The organism is Streptococcus oralis SK610 (assembly GCF_000257455.1).
Taxonomy (GTDB): domain Bacteria; phylum Bacillota; class Bacilli; order Lactobacillales; family Streptococcaceae; genus Streptococcus; species Streptococcus oralis_CB.
The window spans coordinates 1-19,903 of record NZ_AJKQ01000024.1 but is presented as its reverse complement, the minus strand read 5'-3'; the positions used below and the strand labels follow the sequence as shown (position 1 = coordinate 19,903).

19 protein-coding genes, 1 tRNA gene and 1 pseudogene are annotated in these 19,903 nt (G+C 35.4%); 5 read left to right on the top strand and 16 right to left on the bottom strand.

What is annotated here, in order from left to right; all coding sequences use genetic code 11:
* Positions 1 to 40: 40 nt before the first annotated feature.
* From HMPREF1115_RS09290 to HMPREF1115_RS09215, 16 genes and pseudogenes are all read right to left on the bottom strand, one after another.
* A pseudogene (locus HMPREF1115_RS09290) lies at positions 41 to 292 on the bottom strand (23S rRNA (uracil(1939)-C(5))-methyltransferase RlmD); the annotation flags it as partial.
* A gap of 39 nt (positions 293 to 331) precedes the next feature.
* Positions 332 to 2,290: an ATP-dependent zinc metalloprotease FtsH gene (gene ftsH / locus HMPREF1115_RS09285; RefSeq protein WP_000744592.1), complete on the bottom strand. Its 1,959-nt coding sequence runs from the start codon at positions 2,288 to 2,290 to the stop codon at positions 332 to 334.
* Positions 2,291 to 2,305: 15 nt separating this feature from the next.
* Positions 2,306 to 2,848: a hypoxanthine phosphoribosyltransferase gene (hpt, locus tag HMPREF1115_RS09280; protein WP_000889403.1), complete on the bottom strand. Its 543-nt coding sequence runs from the start codon at positions 2,846 to 2,848 to the stop codon at positions 2,306 to 2,308.
* A 4-nt stretch (positions 2,849 to 2,852) separates the two neighbouring features.
* Positions 2,853 to 4,130 carry a tRNA lysidine(34) synthetase TilS gene (gene tilS / locus HMPREF1115_RS09275; RefSeq protein WP_001209146.1) on the bottom strand — a complete coding sequence of 426 codons (1,278 nt, stop codon included), beginning with the start codon at positions 4,128 to 4,130 and terminating at the stop codon, positions 2,853 to 2,855.
* A complete protein-coding gene (locus HMPREF1115_RS09270; protein ID WP_001224809.1) occupies positions 4,127 to 5,395 on the bottom strand; it encodes a serine hydrolase in 1,269 nt (422 codons plus the stop codon). The genes tilS and HMPREF1115_RS09270 overlap by 4 nt, the downstream gene beginning before the upstream one ends.
* On the bottom strand, positions 5,388 to 5,510 hold the full coding sequence (locus HMPREF1115_RS12345) for an SP_0009 family protein (protein WP_000429343.1): 123 nt from the start codon (positions 5,508 to 5,510) through the stop codon (positions 5,388 to 5,390). The genes HMPREF1115_RS09270 and HMPREF1115_RS12345 overlap by 8 nt, the downstream gene beginning before the upstream one ends.
* A gap of 4 nt (positions 5,511 to 5,514) precedes the next feature.
* The gene (locus HMPREF1115_RS09260; RefSeq protein ID WP_000089268.1) at positions 5,515 to 5,883 is read right to left on the bottom strand and encodes a septum formation initiator family protein; all 369 of its coding nucleotides are present in this window, start codon (positions 5,881 to 5,883) and stop codon (positions 5,515 to 5,517) included.
* Positions 5,876 to 6,142, bottom strand: coding sequence for an RNA-binding S4 domain-containing protein (locus HMPREF1115_RS09255; protein WP_001234971.1), 267 nt, complete (start codon positions 6,140 to 6,142; stop codon positions 5,876 to 5,878). The genes HMPREF1115_RS09260 and HMPREF1115_RS09255 overlap by 8 nt, the downstream gene beginning before the upstream one ends.
* 57 nt (positions 6,143 to 6,199) lie before the next feature.
* Positions 6,200 to 9,703, bottom strand: coding sequence for a transcription-repair coupling factor (gene mfd, locus HMPREF1115_RS09250; RefSeq protein WP_000258132.1), 3,504 nt, complete (start codon positions 9,701 to 9,703; stop codon positions 6,200 to 6,202).
* The gene (gene pth / locus HMPREF1115_RS09245) at positions 9,704 to 10,273 is read right to left on the bottom strand and encodes an aminoacyl-tRNA hydrolase (RefSeq protein WP_000163922.1); all 570 of its coding nucleotides are present in this window, start codon (positions 10,271 to 10,273) and stop codon (positions 9,704 to 9,706) included.
* Between the two features lie 73 nt (positions 10,274 to 10,346).
* A complete protein-coding gene (gene ychF / locus HMPREF1115_RS09240) occupies positions 10,347 to 11,462 on the bottom strand; it encodes a redox-regulated ATPase YchF (protein WP_001218702.1) in 1,116 nt (371 codons plus the stop codon).
* Between the two features lie 84 nt (positions 11,463 to 11,546).
* On the bottom strand, positions 11,547 to 11,741 hold the full coding sequence (locus tag HMPREF1115_RS09235) for a DUF951 domain-containing protein (RefSeq protein ID WP_000285180.1): 195 nt from the start codon (positions 11,739 to 11,741) through the stop codon (positions 11,547 to 11,549).
* A 64-nt stretch (positions 11,742 to 11,805) separates the two neighbouring features.
* Positions 11,806 to 12,942, bottom strand: coding sequence for a DNA polymerase III subunit beta (dnaN, locus tag HMPREF1115_RS09230; RefSeq protein WP_000581143.1), 1,137 nt, complete (start codon positions 12,940 to 12,942; stop codon positions 11,806 to 11,808).
* Between the two features lie 158 nt (positions 12,943 to 13,100).
* The gene (dnaA, locus tag HMPREF1115_RS09225) at positions 13,101 to 14,462 is read right to left on the bottom strand and encodes a chromosomal replication initiator protein DnaA (protein WP_000660626.1); all 1,362 of its coding nucleotides are present in this window, start codon (positions 14,460 to 14,462) and stop codon (positions 13,101 to 13,103) included.
* A gap of 216 nt (positions 14,463 to 14,678) precedes the next feature.
* Positions 14,679 to 15,437, bottom strand: a complete 759-nt coding sequence (locus HMPREF1115_RS09220; RefSeq protein ID WP_000410360.1) for a ParB/RepB/Spo0J family partition protein — start codon at positions 15,435 to 15,437, stop codon at positions 14,679 to 14,681.
* Between the two features lie 57 nt (positions 15,438 to 15,494).
* Positions 15,495 to 16,691 carry a S1C family serine protease gene (locus HMPREF1115_RS09215; protein WP_000681801.1) on the bottom strand — a complete coding sequence of 399 codons (1,197 nt, stop codon included), beginning with the start codon at positions 16,689 to 16,691 and terminating at the stop codon, positions 15,495 to 15,497.
* A 185-nt stretch (positions 16,692 to 16,876) separates the two neighbouring features.
* Between HMPREF1115_RS09215 and rlmH the strand changes: the two genes are divergently transcribed.
* From rlmH to comE, 5 genes are all read left to right on the top strand, one after another.
* Positions 16,877 to 17,356 (top strand): 23S rRNA (pseudouridine(1915)-N(3))-methyltransferase RlmH, encoded by a 480-nt coding sequence (gene rlmH, locus HMPREF1115_RS09210; protein ID WP_000694220.1) that lies wholly within the window; start codon positions 16,877 to 16,879, stop codon positions 17,354 to 17,356.
* A 43-nt stretch (positions 17,357 to 17,399) separates the two neighbouring features.
* Positions 17,400 to 17,473, top strand: a tRNA-Arg gene (locus tag HMPREF1115_RS09205).
* A gap of 164 nt (positions 17,474 to 17,637) precedes the next feature.
* A complete protein-coding gene (comC, locus tag HMPREF1115_RS09200; protein ID WP_002882523.1) occupies positions 17,638 to 17,763 on the top strand; it encodes a competence-stimulating peptide ComC in 126 nt (41 codons plus the stop codon).
* Positions 17,764 to 17,783: 20 nt separating this feature from the next.
* Positions 17,784 to 19,103, top strand: coding sequence for a competence system sensor histidine kinase ComD (gene comD, locus HMPREF1115_RS09195; RefSeq protein ID WP_000054553.1), 1,320 nt, complete (start codon positions 17,784 to 17,786; stop codon positions 19,101 to 19,103).
* On the top strand, positions 19,100 to 19,852 hold the full coding sequence (gene comE / locus HMPREF1115_RS09190; RefSeq protein WP_000866079.1) for a competence system response regulator transcription factor ComE: 753 nt from the start codon (positions 19,100 to 19,102) through the stop codon (positions 19,850 to 19,852). The genes comD and comE overlap by 4 nt, the downstream gene beginning before the upstream one ends.
* Positions 19,853 to 19,903: the final 51 nt, after the last annotated feature.

Genomic DNA, 19,903 nt, shown 5'->3' with positions numbered 1-19,903 from the left:
CCGACTTTTTTACCTTTGTCAAGGACTTTTTTCAGTGAATTTAATTTTTTCTTTTCTTCACTAACTTAACCACTGCTTCTGTCCGTGCAGTGTGGGGAAACATATCGACCGACTGGATATACTGGAGGTCATAGACTTTTACTAGTTTAACCAAATCTCGCGCTAAGGTCGAAACATTGCAGGATACATAGACCATTTTTTCTGGAACATAGGTCAGAATGGTATCCAGTAACTTATCATCTAAGCCTGTACGAGGAGGGTCAACTATCAATGCATCTGCTCGGTAGCCATCACATTAGAACATAAAAAGAGAGGTCGAACCTCTCTAAACTTATTTTTCTTCACTCATTTTTGATTTTACTTCATCATAAGATAGTGCATGAGATTCCTCTTCTACTGTTTCAGGCATTTTACCTGTTTCGTAAAGAGATTTAATTTGAGTACTATCCAATGTTTCGTATTTCAATAACGCTTCTGCAATCAGTTTGTGGGTTTCACGATTTGATTGGATAATTTCAGCTGCTTTGTTCCGTGCCTCATTTAATAATGAACGAACTTCCTCATCAATTTCATAGGCTGTTTGCTCTGAAATTGATTTTTGAGGACTTTGTGCACCAAACATAGCATGATTACCTTCGTATTGAACTGGGCCAAGTTTTTCACTCATACCGTACTCTGTAACCATTGCACGCGCCATCTGTGTAGCTTGTTCAAAGTCATTTGAAGCTCCTGTCGTTTGGACATTAAAGATAATCTCTTCAGCTACACGACCACCCATCAAACCTGCTAATTGTTCTTTCATATCTTCTTTAGAAAGAAGCATTTGATCCTCTTTCGGAAGCGCAATCATGTAACCACCTGCACGTCCACGTGGTACAATGGTAACTTTATGAACAACACGGGCATTTGACAAGACTAAACCAACAATGGTATGTCCAGCCTCGTGGTAGGCAACCAATTCACGTTCTCTTTGTGATACTGTTTTATCTTTCTTAGATGGTCCAGCAATCACTCTGTCCTCTGCCTCATCAATATCTGAAGCATCAATGATTGATTTGTTGCGACGAGCAGCAACTAAGGCTGCTTCGTTTAGAACATTTTCTAAGTCAGCTCCCACAAAACCTGGGGTTTGTTGGGCAACTAGTTTCAAATCAACATCGTCTGCCAGAGGTTTATTTTTAGCATGAACTTTCAAGATTGCTTCACGACCTTTAACATCAGGGCGACCAACTAAGACTTTTCTATCAAAACGTCCTGGACGGAGAAGAGCTGGATCTAGAACATCTGAACGGTTCGTCGCAGCGATAACGATGATTCCTTCATTTCCCTCAAAACCATCCATTTCAATCAAGAGTTGGTTCAAGGTTTGTTCACGTTCATCATTTCCTCCACCAAGGCCTACACCACGTTGGCGACCAACAGCATCAATTTCATCGATAAAGATGATGGCTGGCGCTGCTTTTTTTGCATCCTCAAAAAGAGAACGAACACGGCTTGCACCAACTCCGACAAACATTTCTACAAAGTCAGAACCTGAAATACTAAAGAATGGAACGCCTGCTTCTCCGGCAACCGCCTTAGCGAGCAAAGTCTTACCTGTTCCCGGAGGTCCCTCTAAAAGAACACCTGCAGGAATACGCGCACCAAGTTTAGTAAATCGTTTTGGATCTTTTAGGAATTCAACAACTTCAACTAATTCTTGTTTTTCTTCCTCGGCACCTGCAACATCCGAGAAACGTACCTTGATATCTTCTTTGTTTGCAGCTTTAGCCTTGCTACGTCCAAAACTCATTGGGTTTCGGCCACTATTTCCTCCCATATTTCCCATCATAGAGAATAGGAAGAAGAAGAGAATAGCAAACGGAACAACAGAGACAAGGATATTGATCCACATACCGCTTGAACTCTCATGTTTGACTGTTACTTCTGCCTGATGTTCAGAAGCAAGTTTTTGCAATTCTGCAACTGTCGAATCAGACGGAAGAATAGTACTTGAGAATCTTTCTACTGTTGTAGCTGTAGGAGTGAAAAATTGAATTCCTGTTTCTTCTTTACTAGTCTTAGGATTTTTATAAACACCAGACACTTCAATGATGCTACCATTTGGCTGATAGGTTAATTCTTTTACATTGTCTGCTGTAATTTCTTTTACCAGTTCTGTATAGTTAATTTTTTCGCTTCGTCCAGTAGTATTTCCAGAGTAAAAATACTGGAATCCTGTCACTAGGAAGAAGATAATTAACAAGTAGAGAAATGGATTTCTAACTAAACCATTATTTTGTTTTTTCATTAAAGATAGATCTTTCTAATTTGAATAAACTTCTTCTTTCAATACTCCGACATAAGGAAGGTTACGATAATTTTCTTTATAATCTAGACCATAACCTACTACAAACTCATTTGGAATAGTAAAGCAAGTATAATCCGCTTCAATTTCAACAACACGTCCCTCTGGTTTATCCAACAAAGTCGCGATTTTAACAGAAGCTGCTTCTCTTTCAATAAACATATCTCGCAAATTCTTCAAAGTTTGACCTGTATCGATGATATCCTCTACAAATAAAACATGTCTTCCTTTGATATCTTGAGTCACGTCTTGCTTGATATTGATCACTCCACTACTTGCTGTTCCACCATGATAGCTAGATACCATCATGAAGTCCATCTCAATATGCGTATCAATATGTTTGACCAATTCAGCCATAAAAGGAATCGATCCTTTCAAAATTCCAATAAGAATTGGATTTTTCCCCTCATACTCTTTTGTTAGTTGCGCACCTAGCTTTTTAGCTGCTTCTGTAATTTCATCATGTGAAACGAGGATTTTTTTAATATCGTGTTCTAACATCTTTTTACCTATCTATTTTTTCTATATAAATTACAGTGTTCATTATATCATTTTTCGTGTTTTTACTCAAATCACTGGTCGCAATTCCTAAAATTGAGACAATTTCTCCAAATTGCTCAATAATAGGGGTTGTTTTTCGTTTTTCAATAGGGATTTTTAAATCTATAAATAAGCGTCTCAGTTTCTTTCGATGACCATTTAGGATAATAACATCGCCAGATTTTCGACATCTAATATGTACAGATGTTTCCCGTGAAACCGTTACTTTTTGAACAAAATCCCCTTCAATAGGGATGCCAAAGGAAAATAAATAGCCCATATATCGAACTTGATTTTGATAGTGTAACACAAGTTCATCTTCCTTTTCATCGGCCTGAGGACTGATTTTACAAACTCGAAAATTCTGATACTCTTTTATCAATTCATAGCCATTTTTAAGAGAATGACGATACTGGCTTTTCCTTGCTAAAATCTGTTGAACTTCGGCAAACTGAGCCTTTGTCAGATTTAAGTCTGGAAATTGATTCAGATAGTTCTGAAGCAAGATTCCTTGAGTTTGTTGTGAATATGAAAATAGCTCATTCAAATCTTCTACATCAATCTGTTCAGAAAGCTCCGTTATGGCTACTTGGTAATCTGAAATTTCCCTTCCTAAATCTAAAAGGGCGGATTTAAGACGAGGATTTTCTTTTTCAAGTTCTGGTAAATACCTATTTCGAATGCGATTGCGAAAATAGGTGCTCTTACGATTTGTTTGATCTTCGAAATGAAAAATTGGTGGAAAATCCTTTTTATGAAAAGGCAGTAAGGGACGGATAATTTCAATTCCATCAACTACTTGACTTTCTTTTATTCCTGTTAAATGACGTAGCCGACTTCCTCGAATCAAGCGCATCAAAATCGTTTCAACTTGATCATCTGCATGGTGGGCAGTAACCAAGGCAGTCGCTCCAGCCTCTTTCATAATTTTTCTAAAAAAATCATAACGAAACTCTCGAGCACGCACTTCTGAAAAGTCTCCTGAAAAACTTGTGATATAAATAGGAAGTTCAGCTGCATCAGCTAACTTCCTTAGTTCATTTTCCTCCCAGTCAGACTCACTTCTCTGCTTATGATTTACATGTGCTAAAATCAACTCAATTTCCAACTCTTTTTGGTAAGTAGACAATAGCTGGAATAAAAACATTGAATCCAGTCCACCAGATAAAGCTAACACGACTTTAGAATGTTTTTTGAAATACTCTTTTCGGAGAAAATGATTTAAAAAATCCCGTTCCCTCATTTTAGAACCTCATAGACATCCTTAGCTATCTTAGCAATAGTGTCATAATCAGAATTTTTGGTGAAAATAGAAAGAACGAAAGGAGAATCCGTATAGACAATGGCAGTGTCATGTTTAAACTCGTCGGCATCTCCAATTTTATGAGCTACCTTAACCGAAACACCTTTTGCGATTCGTTGGTTGTCAAAATCGGTCTTACCCAGAGACTCTAGGACAAAACCATTCTGATTATAAATAGCTTCCATGACCTTTCCAGCCATTTTTGAAGAAGTCAATTTATCATTCACATCCCAATCTTCACCCATAATGGTGGACATTTTTTCTTTAAAAGCCCCGTCAGATTGATTGGTCACGTAATAACCTAAAATATTATGAGCAACATTGTCAGACTCTTTTGTTACCTTGGTAATTAACTGTTGAAGACTGTATTCTTTGTTATCTTCTTTTTTAGATAAGCTACCACTACCTTCTGGTTTATAGGACCCAGGGAAACTATTTACTTCTGGGATATACTTGAAGCTACTGTCTAGCGTATATTCCCCTTGATTTATCTTATCTTGAGCGTAATAAAGGTAGGCTAGTTTCAAGATGCTAGCTGCATAGAGTTTGCTGTCTTCATTCACCCCAGCCTCTTTACCTGTACTCAGTTGTTTAACATAAATAGAATAATTTTCATTCTGATAGTTGTTTGATAAAACTTCTTGAACCTTCTGGATGCGATTGTCTTCTTCTGAGGTGAACTCTTTTGATACCCACCCAACTTGATCGATATGAAGAAATTCTTGTCCCTCAGCAAAGAGGGTTCTATCCACTGTTACGCGTTGATAAGGAGAGAGGGATGAAGAAATTTCTTTAGCATCATAGGGGCTGTTATAGATAACAAACCCTGGTTCCAACCATACTTGTCTATTTTGAGTTTGAACTTGACTTTGATCATAGACTAAACGCTTATCTGCAAGGATAAACTGGTGATTATCTAGTTTAAAAACAGGAACACCTTGTCTATTCAAACGCCATTCTATGATTTTAAAGGTGTTTTCAGGAGTCAATTTACCAGACTCCTTGACAAGATCCTCATTAGCATAGACTGCTGTTTCTCCGTATACCATTGGGGATTCCAGAGTTTCTTTATAGTAGAATCCATAATCAGACTCAGTTAGATAATAAATTTCTTGCGAAGAGTAAGGAAGCTGTTTTTCTGTGCTAACTACTCTTGAGGTTATGATAAAAGCAGGTAGCAATAAAACTACTAAGAACTTACGCATTCTTCTCTTCCCTTTCTTCTTGTAATCGTAATAAATGGTTTTTAGCTGCCAATTCCTCTAATTTTTCATCTGACAAACTTAAAAATTGCTCAACAACTTCCAATAAATTTTCCATGACATTACCTCGGAAGCAAATCAGGAATTGTATAAATTGCTTCTCGTTTCTTTGAGTAATAGTACTTGGCGCGTGCGTATTTTGCTACATAGTCTTCATCTTTTAACTTTGCAGCAAAAGCAGATTCCTTATCCTTTTCGTCACTAAGAGTTTGGTACTGCTCTTTCAACTCTGTTAATTGCTGACGGCGTTGCAGTAACTGATCATAGCTTTGGGCCAAGTTATAAGTTGGTAAAATAAACAACAAAATCATCAAAATAAGGACCCAACCCATGAAACGATTTCGTTTTTGTCTCTCCTTCATCAGGTAACGACGACGTTGATGTTCATTTTGAATAAAAGAATTATTCATCTGTACAATATTTCTAGACATTTTCTTCTACCCGTGTTTCACTGAGAATTTCATACATGCCTGCTGCATCTTCTTTTTTCGTACTATCTTTCATCTCTAGTACTTTAACAAGCAACAACTTATTTCCAAAGCGAATTTCAATTTGGTCATCAACTTTTAAATCCGTTGAACTTTTGGCCAAAATTCCATTCACTTTAATTCTACCTTTATCTGCTACTTCTTTTGCGACTGTGCGACGCTTAATAATTCGTGATACTTTTAAATACTTGTCTAATCTCATTTTTATTACCTCAAATTATTATTGTACCATTTTTATCCTTTTTATAGAAGAAAAATGTTAAATAGGATTTGCTTCCTTTGATTCTTTTATCTCTAATAAACTTTCTCCAAAAATCAGCAAACCTTCTAAAATTTCATAATCCTTCTTGTTTCGGACATCAAATACAACTTCCATTAATCCCTTATTCTCAGCTATGGCTGCTTTTAAGTTCGTTGCGGATAAAGCTTTAAAATAATCTTGAGTCAAGAATAGTCGTTGAGTGACTTTTTCAAATTGAACTGTAATCTTGTTATCTTTTCTTTCCACACGTTCTACAAAGACCTTGTCCAAATATGACTTAACCAAACCAATCTCTAAAAGGTAGGCTACTACATCTGGGTATTCTCCAAAGCGATCCATCAATTCTTCTTGTAGTTCTTCATAGTTGACACGATTGTCAATTTGACGAATTTTCTTGTAAATTTCAATCTTATGTCGTTGGTCAGAAATATAAGTGTCAGGAAGATAGGCGTCGATTTGTAAAATCAACTCAGCATTTCCTTTGATTCTTTTATTCCCATTACCGTTCCGTTTAGCGATAGCTTCCTCTAGTAACTGCGAATACAATTCAAAACCAACAGAATCAATGAAACCAGACTGCGATTTTCCTAGAAGATTTCCTGCTCCACGAATCGAAAGATCTCGCATCGCAATCTTAAATCCTGAGCCTAATTCTGTAAATCCCTTAATCGCTTCTAATCTCTTCTCAGAGACTTCACTAATTGATTTTTCTGGACGATACATAAGATAGGCATAAGCAATACGATTGCTACGACCGACTCTTCCTCTTAATTGATACAAGGTTGACAAGCCCATGTGGTCTGCATTTTCAATAAATAAGGTATTGGCATTTGGAATATCTACCCCTGTCTCAATAATAGTAGTTGTCACCAAAATATCATACTGACCTTCAATAAAGTCCAGTAGAGTGTTTTCCAACTGAATTTCACTCATTTGTCCATGAACATACCCAATCGAAGCCTCTGGAATCAACTCCTGTAATTCCGAAACCTTCTGGTCAATCGTGTCAACCTTATTGTAAAGATAGTAAATTTGACCTCCACGCTCCATTTCACGCAAGACAGCATCACGAATGACACTATCATTCTTCTCTAATACATAGGTTTGAACAGGATAGCGATTGGTTGGAGGAGTTTCAATAACAGACAAATCTCGGATTCCCAGCATAGACATGTGGAGAGTACGAGGAATTGGCGTTGCTGTCAAGGTTAGAACATCTACTTGTTTTTTCAGTTCTTTCAAAGTTTCCTTATGCTTGACACCAAATCGTTGTTCCTCATCAATAATCATCAATCCCAAATCTGAAAACACAACATCTTTTGACAAAACACGATGCGTTCCAATCAAAATATCGACTTGACCATTCTTTAGTTTTTCAAGTGTTTCTGCCTGCTCTTTTTTACTTCTAAAGCGACTCAACACATCAATATTAACAGCAAAATTTTGGAATCGTTCCTTAAAATTCGTATAGTGCTGTTGCGCTAAAACCGTCGTTGGAACTAGAACGACCACCTGTTTGTGATCATTGACTGCCTTAAAAGCAGCACGCATTGCTACTTCAGTCTTCCCAAAACCAACATCTCCAACCAAAAGTCGATCCATGGGGTGAGAATCCTGCATATCTCTCTTGATTTCCTCAATACTACGAAGTTGATCATCCGTTTCAACATAAGGGAAGGCATCATCAAAAGCATGTTGATCTTCATCATCAGCTGAGAAAGCAAAACCCTTCAACTGACTACGCTCAGAATACAGTTTGATTAAATCGTCAGCTATATCCTCTACCTGGTTCTTAACTTTTTGCTTGGCCTTTTTGAAATGACCGTCATTTAATTTATTGAGTTTAGGAGGTTTCCCATCACTTGAAACATATTTGGACAGTAACTGAATCTGCTCCACTGGGATGGAGATTTGGTCACCATTTTGATACTGTACACTGACATAATCACGGTGGATACCTTTGATTTCAATTGTTTCGATTCCTAGATATTGACCAATTCCATGGATATGGTGAACAACATAATCCCCTTTTTCAAGTTCATTATAATCTTTTAATCGCTCTGCGTTTGAAGCATGTTGTCTTCGAAAACGACGTTTTAATTTCTTTTGAAAAATCTCATGTTCAGTAATCAAGAGAATTTTTTCATCTACAAAATGAAAACCATGTCTTAGATTACCCTCAATCAAGTTTACAGATTCTTTACAGATACTTGACTTATCTCTGGAATCCAATTTGATCTGATATTCCTCTAAAATATCCTCCAACGTCTTACTTCCCATTGAATTGCTAGACTGCAAAACAATGGTGTAGTCAATTTTTTTGTATCGCTCAATTTCTTCTTTTAAAAATGAAAATTGATTGAAAAACTCTTGCATGGGGTATTGATTAAATTGATAAATGTGATCAAACTTAAGATTTCCTAAGCCCTTTTGCAGATTGGAGAAAAAGGTAACTGGACTTTGTTTTTTATAGATTTGCTCTGTATCTGCAAAATACTGCATCCCAGAAAATGATTTACCATTCTGTAAATCTTCTGTAAAGTATTGCGCTAATTCTCTTTCAAAGGATTCATACTGATTCATCAATTTTTGATAGTCATCAAAGAATACTGGTGTATCTTTTTCAATATAATCAAATACAGTCCATGTTTTATCGTAACATAAGGACAAAAACTTTCGACTATCTGAATGTACTTGTTTTTGATGAAAACTTGACAAAATTTCTTCCAAATATGATTTTAAAATTGGTGATAGAGTCTTTGAAATTTGCTTTTCTAAAGCTGACTGTCCTCGTTGATAATCTTTTTCTCTCAAAAGTATGTCGCTAGCTGGAAAGATAGTGAGGTTTGTCTGATTTTCTTTCGATAATTGTGTTTCGACTTCAAAAGTCCGAATACCATCTACTTCATCACCAAAAAACTCAATTCGGAAAGGTTCTAACTGAGATATATCAAAAATATCTAAGATATCTCCTCGAATACTAAACTCACCTTGGGTCTGTACTTGAGTAACTTTTCGATATCCAATTTCCTTTAACCGGTGAAGTAGCTCGTGTTGGTTATATTCTTCTCCAACTGCAATTTTTATAATACTTTCTTTAAATCTAGTCGGAGAGGGTAAAATCAATCGACTCGCTGCGATATTACAAACTAAAATCCCTTTCTTAGACGGATCACTCAAAAAACGCAAGGCCTCAACCCGCGAAATGATTTTTTCTTGCGAAGACATCAAAAACTCTACCATAGGAGAGTCATCAACCAAAAAAGGATAGACAAATTCCTCTCCTAAGAGAGAAAGAAGATCACTGATAATTCGTTCTGCTTCTCCATAAGTTGAAGTCAGTAACACAATCTTATTTTCTTTTTCTAGACTGCTTGCAATTGCAAGAGCCTTGGTAGACGTTGATAAACCAAGTATTAGTTGTCTTTTCTTATTTATCAGATTTTGATGCCATTTTTCTATCTGATTATTTTCTGAGAATAAATCTAATAAAGTCACCATTTATCCATTATACCTCTGCATTGTTTTCTCAAAGTTTTTCTCTTGTAAATAGTAGTTTACAGCATCGTCAACATTGTCAATAGACTGTAAAATACCCACATAGTCATCCTGATCAAACTTACTTAAAACATGATGAACAACTGACATGCCTTTTTTAGGTCTTCCAATACCTATTTTAACACGGTTAAATACTTGGGTTCCAATATGTTGAATAATAGACTTGATACCATTATGACCACCTGCTGAACCCTTTGCTCTTAAACGAATTTTCCCAACTTCCATGTCAAGATCATCGTAAATGACGAGTAAATCTTCAATATCCAAACCATAGTAAGTCAATAAAGCATGAACCGCTTTTCCACTTTCATTCATAAATGTTGTTGGTTTGACAAGATAAATTTTTTCACCATTAAAGAAAAAAGATGCTAGGTCAGCTTGAAATATCTTGTCATGTGTAAAAGTGACATTTTGTTTTTTAGCTAGTTGGTCAATCAACATAAATCCAACATTGTGTTTGGTTTCAAAATATTTATCCCCTGGATTTCCCAATCCTACAAGTAATTTGGTCATTTATTTTTCCTTTCAAAAGCCAAAAGGGTTGGAATTTTTTTCCAACCTAATTGACACTATTTATTAAATGTTATTAAACGTTAAAGCGGAATTCCATGATATCGCCATCTTGAACGATATATTCTTTTCCTTCTTCACGCAAGCGCCCAGCTTCTTTTACAGCCTTTTCAGATCCGTATTTCACTAGATCCTCATATGACATGGTTACTGCACGAATAAAGCCTTTTTCAAAATCTGAATGGATAATACCAGCTGCTTGAGGAGCTTTCATACCACGCTTAAAGGTCCAAGCGCGAACTTCTTTTTCACCAGCTGTGAAATAAGTTCCAAGTCCAAGCAAGTGGTAAGCTGCACGAGTCAACTTATCAACACCTGATTCTGTCAAGCCAAGTGCTTCAAGAAACTCTTGCTTATCTTCATCATCTAACTCAGAAATTTCTTCCTCAGCACGCGCGGAAATAACAACTACCTCTGCATTTTCTGTCGCTGCAAATTCGCGAATTTGTTTCACATATTCGATAGAATCTGGATCTGAAACGACATCTTCATCCACATTAGCAACATAAAGAACTGGTTTAGTGGTTAAAAGGAAGAGACCTTTGACTACTTTTTGCTCTTCATCTGTGAATTCAATGGTACGTGCTGATTTTCCATCTTCAAGGACTGGTTTAATTTTTTGAAGGACGTTAAACTCTGCCACAGATTCCTTATCTTTTTGCGTACGTGCCATCTTTTCTACACGCGCATAGCGTTTATTAACTGATTCTAAGTCAGCAAGAATCAACTCTAGGTTAATGGTATCAATATCTGCAAGTGGATCCACAAAGGCGTCTTCACGTCCTTGCTCGCGCATAACATTTTCATCATCAAAAGCACGTACAACGTGAACAATCGCATCTACTTCACGGATATTGGCCAAGAATTTATTCCCTAGACCTTCTCCTTTTGAAGCTCCTTTTACAATCCCTGCAATATCTGTAAACTCAAAGGTTGTTGGAACTGTCTTTTTAGGAGTAATCATTTCCGTTAGTTTTTGTAGGCGTTCATCTGGAACTTCCACCATCCCAACGTTTGGATCAATAGTCGCAAATGGGTAGTTTGCCGCCTCTGCTCCTGCTTTTGTAATTGCATTAAAAAGGGTTGATTTCCCAACGTTTGGCAAACCAACGATACCTGCTGTTAAAGCCATAGTTTCTCATTCTCCGTTCTCATTTCAATCCCTAACATTATAACACAAAAAGGGAAAACTTGCTAACCCTCTAACTAAGGGTTCTTAGTCAATAATCTTATTCATTTTTCGTTCAAAATCATAGCGACTCATCATAACAAGGTGGTCACAATTGCTACATTTGATTTTGATATCTGCCCCTATGCGTGTAATTTCCCAACGATTGGCCTTTTTACCTGTTGACTTGATGGTGCAAGCATGTGGTTTTTTCATTTCAACAAAATTTCCAACTTGATACATACTACTCTCCTTTTCTTTTTCGATTATATCATAAAAGAGGCGAGCCAGGCTCAACCTCTTTCACTTAATTTGTACGAACTGGTGTAATGAGCTGCATGAAGTCTTCGTCAGTATCTGCTGGCAAAAGAGTAAATGGACGAACAGCTGAGATAAAGCTAATAGTTACCTTTTCGCTATTTAAAGCCTTGAGGGAATCAATCAAGTAAGTTGGGTTGAAACTAATAGTTAAATCATCACCAGTCACCTGCTCCGTATCGATTTCTTCGTTTACTTTACCAACTTCTGGAGAGTGAACATGGGCACTAACAACTCCACCTTTAATTTCAAGCTTCACAGTACCATTTTGAGTCGCACTTGATAAGAGACGTGCACGCTCCATAGATTGACGCAAATTAACCACATCAAAAGTAATTGTAGTGTTAAAGTCTGTTGGAATCAAGCGATCTGTATCAGGATAATTACCTTCTAGGAGACGAGTATAGAAACTAATATTTTCGCTTCTAAAGAGGATTTGATTATTTGCAAAGAAAATCTCCACAGTTTCAATATCATCCGTAAATACCGCTGCAAATTCGCGTAGAGAACGACTAGGAATTACTACATCGAAATCATCTCCATTTTTTTCAAGAGTCAATTTTTTCTGGCTAAGGCGATGAGAGTCTGTCGCAACGGTTTTTAGTTCCTTGTGTTGGCTCAAAACAAAATGGACACCAGTTAAGATTGGACGACTTTCTTGCGTACTTGCAGCAAAAGCTGTTTCATTGATAATTTTCTTAAGTAGTTTGGTTTCAAGAACCAAAGGTGTGCTTGCTGAAATTTCTTGGATTCGTGGGTATTGTTCGCTATCTTTTCCTTTTAGGGTAATTTCTGATTTGCCACTGGTTAAGACAATTTGTTTTTGTTCAATCTCTTTGAAATCAAGCGTTACATCTGGAAGACTAGATACAACATTGATAAAGAAAGAAGCTTCTAGAAGAATCGAACCCAAAGAAGTTATCAAGAGACCAGCATCTTCATTCTTTTGAGAAATGAAATTTTCAATAGAAATTTGACCGTTTGATCCAATTAAAGTAATTCCTTCATTGGTAACGTCAATTTTGATTGTTGATAAAATTGGAATAGCATTTTTAGAGCTTATTGCTCGTTTTGTAGTATTTAAGGCCTGTAGAAATAAATTTTTATTGATTGAAAAATGAATCATGGATTCTCCTTTATTTATTTTTAGTATTAGAAAGTTAATAGTAATAATAGAGTCTGTGAATTCTGTGGAAAACTGGGTGCTATTTAGTAAACTTAAGCTTCTAAGCTTGTTTAAAAAATGTGGATAAAAAAGATAAGAAAGGAAAAGTTATCCACAACCTACTTAATTTTCTTTTTGATTGCTTCTATTTCTAAACGTAAATTATCGTCTTCGTCAATCAATGATTTAATTTTAGCATGGGCATGAATAACGGTGGTGTGATCCTTTCCGCCAAATTCTTTTCCGATTTTTGGAAGACTATTATCTGTCAGTTCTCTAGCTAGGTACATGGCAACTTGACGTGCTAAAACGATGTTTTGAACTCGTCTCGTACCCTTCATTTCTTTGACACTCACTCCATAAAAATTTCCAACTTCAGTTTGAATTTTCTCAATTGGAATAATAAGTATCTGACGGGCGTCTTGTTTACGTGCTCTAATAGCTTCCGCAGCAATATCAATAGTGATATCCTTAATTTTCTTTACTCTGGCAATTAAAGTGATATCGTTGATTGCTCCTTCCAGTTCTCGAACATTTGAATCAAATTGGCCAGCCAAGTATTCCAGAGTATCACTTTGGAAATGGTAATCCAAATGCTCTGTTTTACTTTGAAGAATGGCGATACGTGTCTCAAAGTCAGGAGGAGTGATATTTTGCGTCAATCCCCAGCTAAAGCGCGTGACAAGTCTCTCTTCAAGTCCTTCTAGGTGTTTAGGACTTCGATCACTGGTTAGAACAATCTGTTTCTGTTTATCATGAAGAGCATTGAAGGTATTGAAAAATTCTTCCTGGGTCGCGACTTTTTTGCCACTGAGAGATTGGATATCATCTATCAACAAGAGATCAAGACTACGGTAAGTCTTTTTGAACTTTTCCATTTCCCCAAGTCGCAAGTGTTCAAGAAAGTCATTGATAAAGCTTTCGGCAGGAATGTACTTGACACGTGCATCAGGAATATTTTTCAAAATCTCATTTCCAATCGCATTGAGCAAATGAGTCTTTCCAAGACCAGGTCCTCCATAGATGAAAAGAGGATTATAGGTCAGAGCTAAATCTTCAGATACAGCTAGTGCAGCTGACACCGCCCAAACATTCCCATCACCTTGAATAAAGTTATCAAAGGTATATTTTTCTTTTAATCCTGTTTCAGAATAGGGAATCGTTGGTAGTGCAGGTGTGTAATCGTAAGTAGAGACACTATTCGTATCATTTACTTGAGTAGATTCTGTGCTCTGAGGTTTAGTGAAAATATAGTGAGGTTTGATTTCAGAATCATAAATTTCAAAACCAGCAGCAATGATAATATCTTTTAATTGCTTTTCCCACACCATTTCCATCTCTGATCTCGGTAGAAATATAGTAGCTGTATTTTCTTCTACTTTGATGAGTTCAGCAGGTGTAGCATAGAAATCATACATAGATCGAGTCAATCTTTCTTGAGCAAATTCTAAAATACGATTCCAAAATTGCTTTTCTTTCAACTAATTTTCCTCCTTTACTATGATTTTAGTAGTTTAGTGCTAGACTTATTTTACCATAGATAATAGGATTTTTCCACAGATTGGGGAAAAGAATCCACAATGTTAGCAGTATTTATCCACAGGTTGGGGATAAATAAAAAAATCCTTGATTTAGTAGGCTTTTTGATAAAAAAATTGGTGGATAAATTTGTGAGTTGAGAAAATAAAAGAACAGCCTTATTTCAGGCTGTTAATAATTCTATCGTATTCTTCTTGACTTGAAAAGGAGATAATAATCTTTCCAGTATCTTTTTTTGAAAGTTTAATTTCTACACTTAAACCGAGTAGTTTTTTTAATTTATCTTCTTCATCTTTGATGAAAGAATCACTTTTTTTCTGCTTCTTGTGTTTTTTCTCTGTAAGAAGTGCTTCTAACTTTCTCACAGAAATATCTTCATTTTTGATTAGTTGGAAGAAATAGTCTTGCTGCTCTTTGTCTAAACCAACTAGTGAACGTGCATGCGCTTGAGAAATTTTTCCATTTTCTACTTCAGCTAAGATATATTCTGGTAGGGAAAGCAAACGAATAAAATTAGTGATATAAGGACGAGATTTCCCCATTTTATCCGCTATATCAGTGTGAGTAAATCCTTTTTCTACTAAAGATTCGTAGGCGCGTGCTTCTTCAACAGGATTTAAATTTTCTCTCTGCAAATTCTCAATGATTGACTGAATCATCATTTCCTGATCTGAGAGGTGCTTTACAACGGCTGGAATAGAGGTTAGACCAGCCAAGAGAGAAGCCCGATATCGTCTCTCTCCTGCAAGGATTTCATAACCAATTACAGGAGATTGACGAACGATGATTGGTTGGATGAGCCCATTTTCTTTGATTGACTGAGCTAATTCTTTTAATTTTTCTACATCAAATTCTTTCCGAGGTTGGTAAGGATTCTTTTGTATTTCAGAGATAGAAATCATTTCAAATTTTTCCATGATTCTACACTAACATATCTTTTACTTTCTGTAAAGTTTTCTTTACACTGATGTCAATTAAGACTCTAAATCACCAGAATTCTTATCTAGTTTAATTGAGGTTGTTTCCTCCTTACCATTACGGTAGTAGGTTACTTTGATAGTATCTCCGATAGCATGATTGTAAAGAGCGTGTTGTAGGTCTGTTGATGAAGCAATCTCTTTGTCGTCAACTTTGGTAATGACATCGTATTTTTGAAGATGTCCATTTGCTGGCATATTGTTTTGAACAGATCGAACAACTACACCTGAAGTGAGGCTACTTGGAATGTTAAGTTTTCTAAGATCACTAGCTCCAACATTTGACAGATTGACCATTTGAATTCCAAGAGCTGGACGAGTCACTTTACCATTACTTTCAAGCTGTTTAATGATATTTTGTGCATCGTTTGAAGGAATTGCAAAACCAAGACCTTCTACAGATGTTCCACCATTACTTGCAATTTTACTTGATGTAATACCAATTACTTGTCCTTGAATGTTTACAAGTGGACCACCAGAGTTACCAGGGTTAATAGCCGTATCTGTTTGAATGGCTTTTGTTGAAATAGCTTGACCATCTTCAGATTTTAGAGAAACATTTCGATTAAGACTTGAAATAATCCCCTGTGTAACTGTATTAGCATATTCTGAACCTAGAGGACTACCGATAGCAATCGCTGTTTCTCCAACACTAAGTTGACTTGAATCCCCAAATTCTGCCACTGTTGTAACTTTTTCTGAAGAAATTTTAACGACAGCAATATCAGAGAAGGTATCAGATCCGACAATTTCACCAGGAACCTTGGTACCATCTGCTAAGCGGATATCAACTTTTGAAGCTCCATTGATAACGTGAGTATTAGTTACAAGATAGGCATCTTTATCATCCTTTTTATAGATGACACCTGATCCCTCACTTGCGATTTGTTGATTGTCTGAATCAGAGTTAGTGTCATCAGCATTAAATACACTACTTTGTCTACTGCTAGAAGAAGAATAAGTAATGATTGAGACAACAGCATCCTTAACTTTATTTACTGCTTGAGTGGTTGAATTTTCATTTTTATAGGATGTTTGAGTGACAGTGCCAGAATTATTATTCGTAGCTTGATTTCCTTGTTTTTGATAAAGTTGCAATGTTACGAAACTTCCTAAGGCACCACTTAAAAATCCGATTAGAATGATTGCAAGAACTTTAACTCCTTTTTTGTAAAATTTTTGTAAGTGTTTCATAAACGCCTCCGTTTGTTATTTATTTACTCAGATTATAAACCTATTAACTTAATCCAAACTTAAAAGCTTAAAGTTTTACACAAGTTGTGGATAACTCGTTTTATTCTGTGAATTCACTAGTAATTTTGAATGATTTTTGTGTGTATAAGATGTGAAATGAAGTGTGGATATGATAGAATAGAAGAATGAAAATAAAAATTGTAACAGTGGGGAAATTAAAAGAAAAATACCTTAAAGATGGTATTGCTGAATATACCAAACGAATTTCACGTTTCGCCAAATTAGAAATGATTGAGCTCACTGATGAGAAGACACCTGACAAAGCCAGTGAATTAGAAAACCAAAAAATCTTGGAAACAGAAGGTGAAAGAATTCTTTCTAAGGTTGGAGAAAGAGACTTTGTCGTTGTACTAGCCATTGAAGGAAAAACACTCTCCTCAGAGGAATTGAGTAAGCAACTAGAGCAAGCTTCTATAAAAGGATACTCAACGCTTACTTTTATCATTGGAGGAAGTTTGGGTCTAGCTCCTGTTGTAAAAAATAGAGCCAATCTTTCTGTCAGTTTTGGACGTCTGACATTACCACATCAGTTAATGAGATTGGTTTTAGTTGAACAAATTTACCGTGCTTTTACAATTCAACAGGGTTCTCCTTACCACAAATAGAAGATTGACTTAGCTCTTGTTTTTTGATAGAATGGTCATGTTAGGTCTCATAGCTCAGCTGGATAGAGCATTCGCCTTCTAAGCGAACGGTCGCAGGTTCGAATCCTGCTGGGATCAATTTTAGATGCGAAGCTGGGGTAAATCCCAGCTTTTTTCTTAAAAAAGTGCGTTTCAGGTGCAAAAATGTACAGTTGGGAAGAATTTTTTCTTACATGGTCTTCATTTTGTATAATAGATGTGTAAGTTAACTTACAAGAAAAAATAATACAGGAGATTTCATTATGAAAAATACAGGAAAGTTGGAACAATTTAAAGAAGTAACAGAGGCAGAATTGCAGGAGATTCGAGGTGGAGATAAAAGACTACCTTACTTTTTTAAACATCTTTTTTCAAATAGGACAAAGTAGTAATATTATAGGGTGATAGGATGAGTTTATTAGGATTTGGAATAGTTATTCTTCATATTTTTATTTTAACAATAAGCTATGAATTAATTTGTAAAGTAACTAAAAAAGAAAGATATTTATTTATAGCTTGTATATTTGTATATCAGTCTGTAGCTGAATTTTTCTTTGACTTTATTTCATTAGCTGGGTTAGGGATTGAAAAATTTATATTTCCTTTTATTCTATATACTTCTATATTAGCTATAAAGAAGTATGATAAGCATAAAGGAATGTTTATCAGTTTACTATTGTCTTTATTATATCATAGTACACATACTTTTTTATCAGTAACCCTATCCTCTATAACAGGTGATGCTTTTGTGATAGAACATGAAGTGATGTTTTATTTAGGAGTACTATTACTAACATATTTTATTATTAAAAAAATTATTACTTATTTCCACTTAGAACTTACCTATTTTGATAAAGATTATCTGTACCCTTTTTTAAAAAAAGTAATAGTTGCTTTCTTTAGTTTGCATATCTTATTGTTTATTTCAGATATAGTAAGTACAACTCATCATTTAAATAGCTTCGGAAGTATTTTATCAACCATTGTTTTTATTTGCTTGTTATTGATTTTCTTTGCAATGAATTCTCACAAGGTTCAAATTGAAAGAGAGATTGCTCTAAAACAAAAGAAATTTGAACAAAAACATTTACAGACTTATACTGATGAAATTGTGGAGTTGTATAATGAAATTCGAGGTTTTCGTCATGACTATGCAGGGATGCTTGTCAGCATGCAAATGGCGATTGACAGTGGAGATTTACAAGAAATTAACAGGATTTACAATGAAGTCTTAGTAAAAGCAAATCAGAAATTGAGGTCAGAAAAATATACTTACTTTGATTTAAATAATATAGAAGACTCTGCTTTACGGAGTTTAATTGCTCAATCGATTGTCTATGCACGAAAAAATGATGTAGAGTTTACATTGGAAGTAAAGGATATCATTACTAGACTGTCAATAGATTTACTTGATCTTGTTCGTATCATGAGCATTTTATTAAACAATGCTGTTGAAGGTGCTGCAGATAGTTATTTGAAACAAATGGAAGTTGCAGTCATTAAAATGGATTTTGAAACAGTTATAGTTATCCAGAATTCATGCAAAATCACTATGACGCCTTCAGAGGATCTATTTGCCTTAGGTTTTTCTACCAAGGGAAGAAATAGAGGTTTAGGACTTAATAATGTCAAAGAGATTTTAGATAAGTATGACAACATTATTTTAGAAACAGAGATGGAAGACAACACATTTAGACAAATTATTAGATTTAAGAGGGAATTCGAATGAAAGTATTAATTTTAGAAGATGTTATTGAACATCAAGTGAGACTAGAGAGAATATTAAATGAAATATCAGAAGAATCGAATATTCCTATTTCATATAAGACAACAGGAAAAGTTCGTGAGTTTAAGGAATATATCGAAAATGATGAAGTAAACCAGCTTTATTTCCTAGATATTGATATTCATGGAATCGAGAAAAAAGGCTTTGAAGTGGCTCAATTTATCCGTCATCACAATCCTTATGCTATTATTGTCTTTATTACTAGTCGATCTGAATTTGCTACCTTAACGTATAAATACCAGGTATCAGCCCTAGATTTTGTTGATAAAGATATCAATGATGAATTATTCAAAAAACGCATCGAGCAGAGTATTTTTTACACTAAGAGCATGCTACTTGAAAACGAAGATGTTGTAGACTATTTTGATTACAACTATAAAGGAAATGATTTGAAAATTCCTTACCATGACATTTTGTATATCGAAACCACAGGAGTTTCTCATAAACTTCGGATTATTGGTAAGAATTTTGCAAAAGAATTCTATGGAACTATGACAGATATTCAGGAAAAGGACAAACATACCCAGCGATTTTATTGCTCCCATAAATCTTTCCTTGTCAATGTGGGAAATGTGAGAGAAATTGATCGAAAGAATTTAGAAGTTGTCTTTTATGAAGATCATCGTTGTCCGATTACTCGTTTAAAAGTCCGCAAACTAAAAGATATTCTAGAGAAAAAATCTAAAAAGTGATTGACAATTAGTAAGAAATTGATATAATGGTTATATCTGCTACAGATAGAT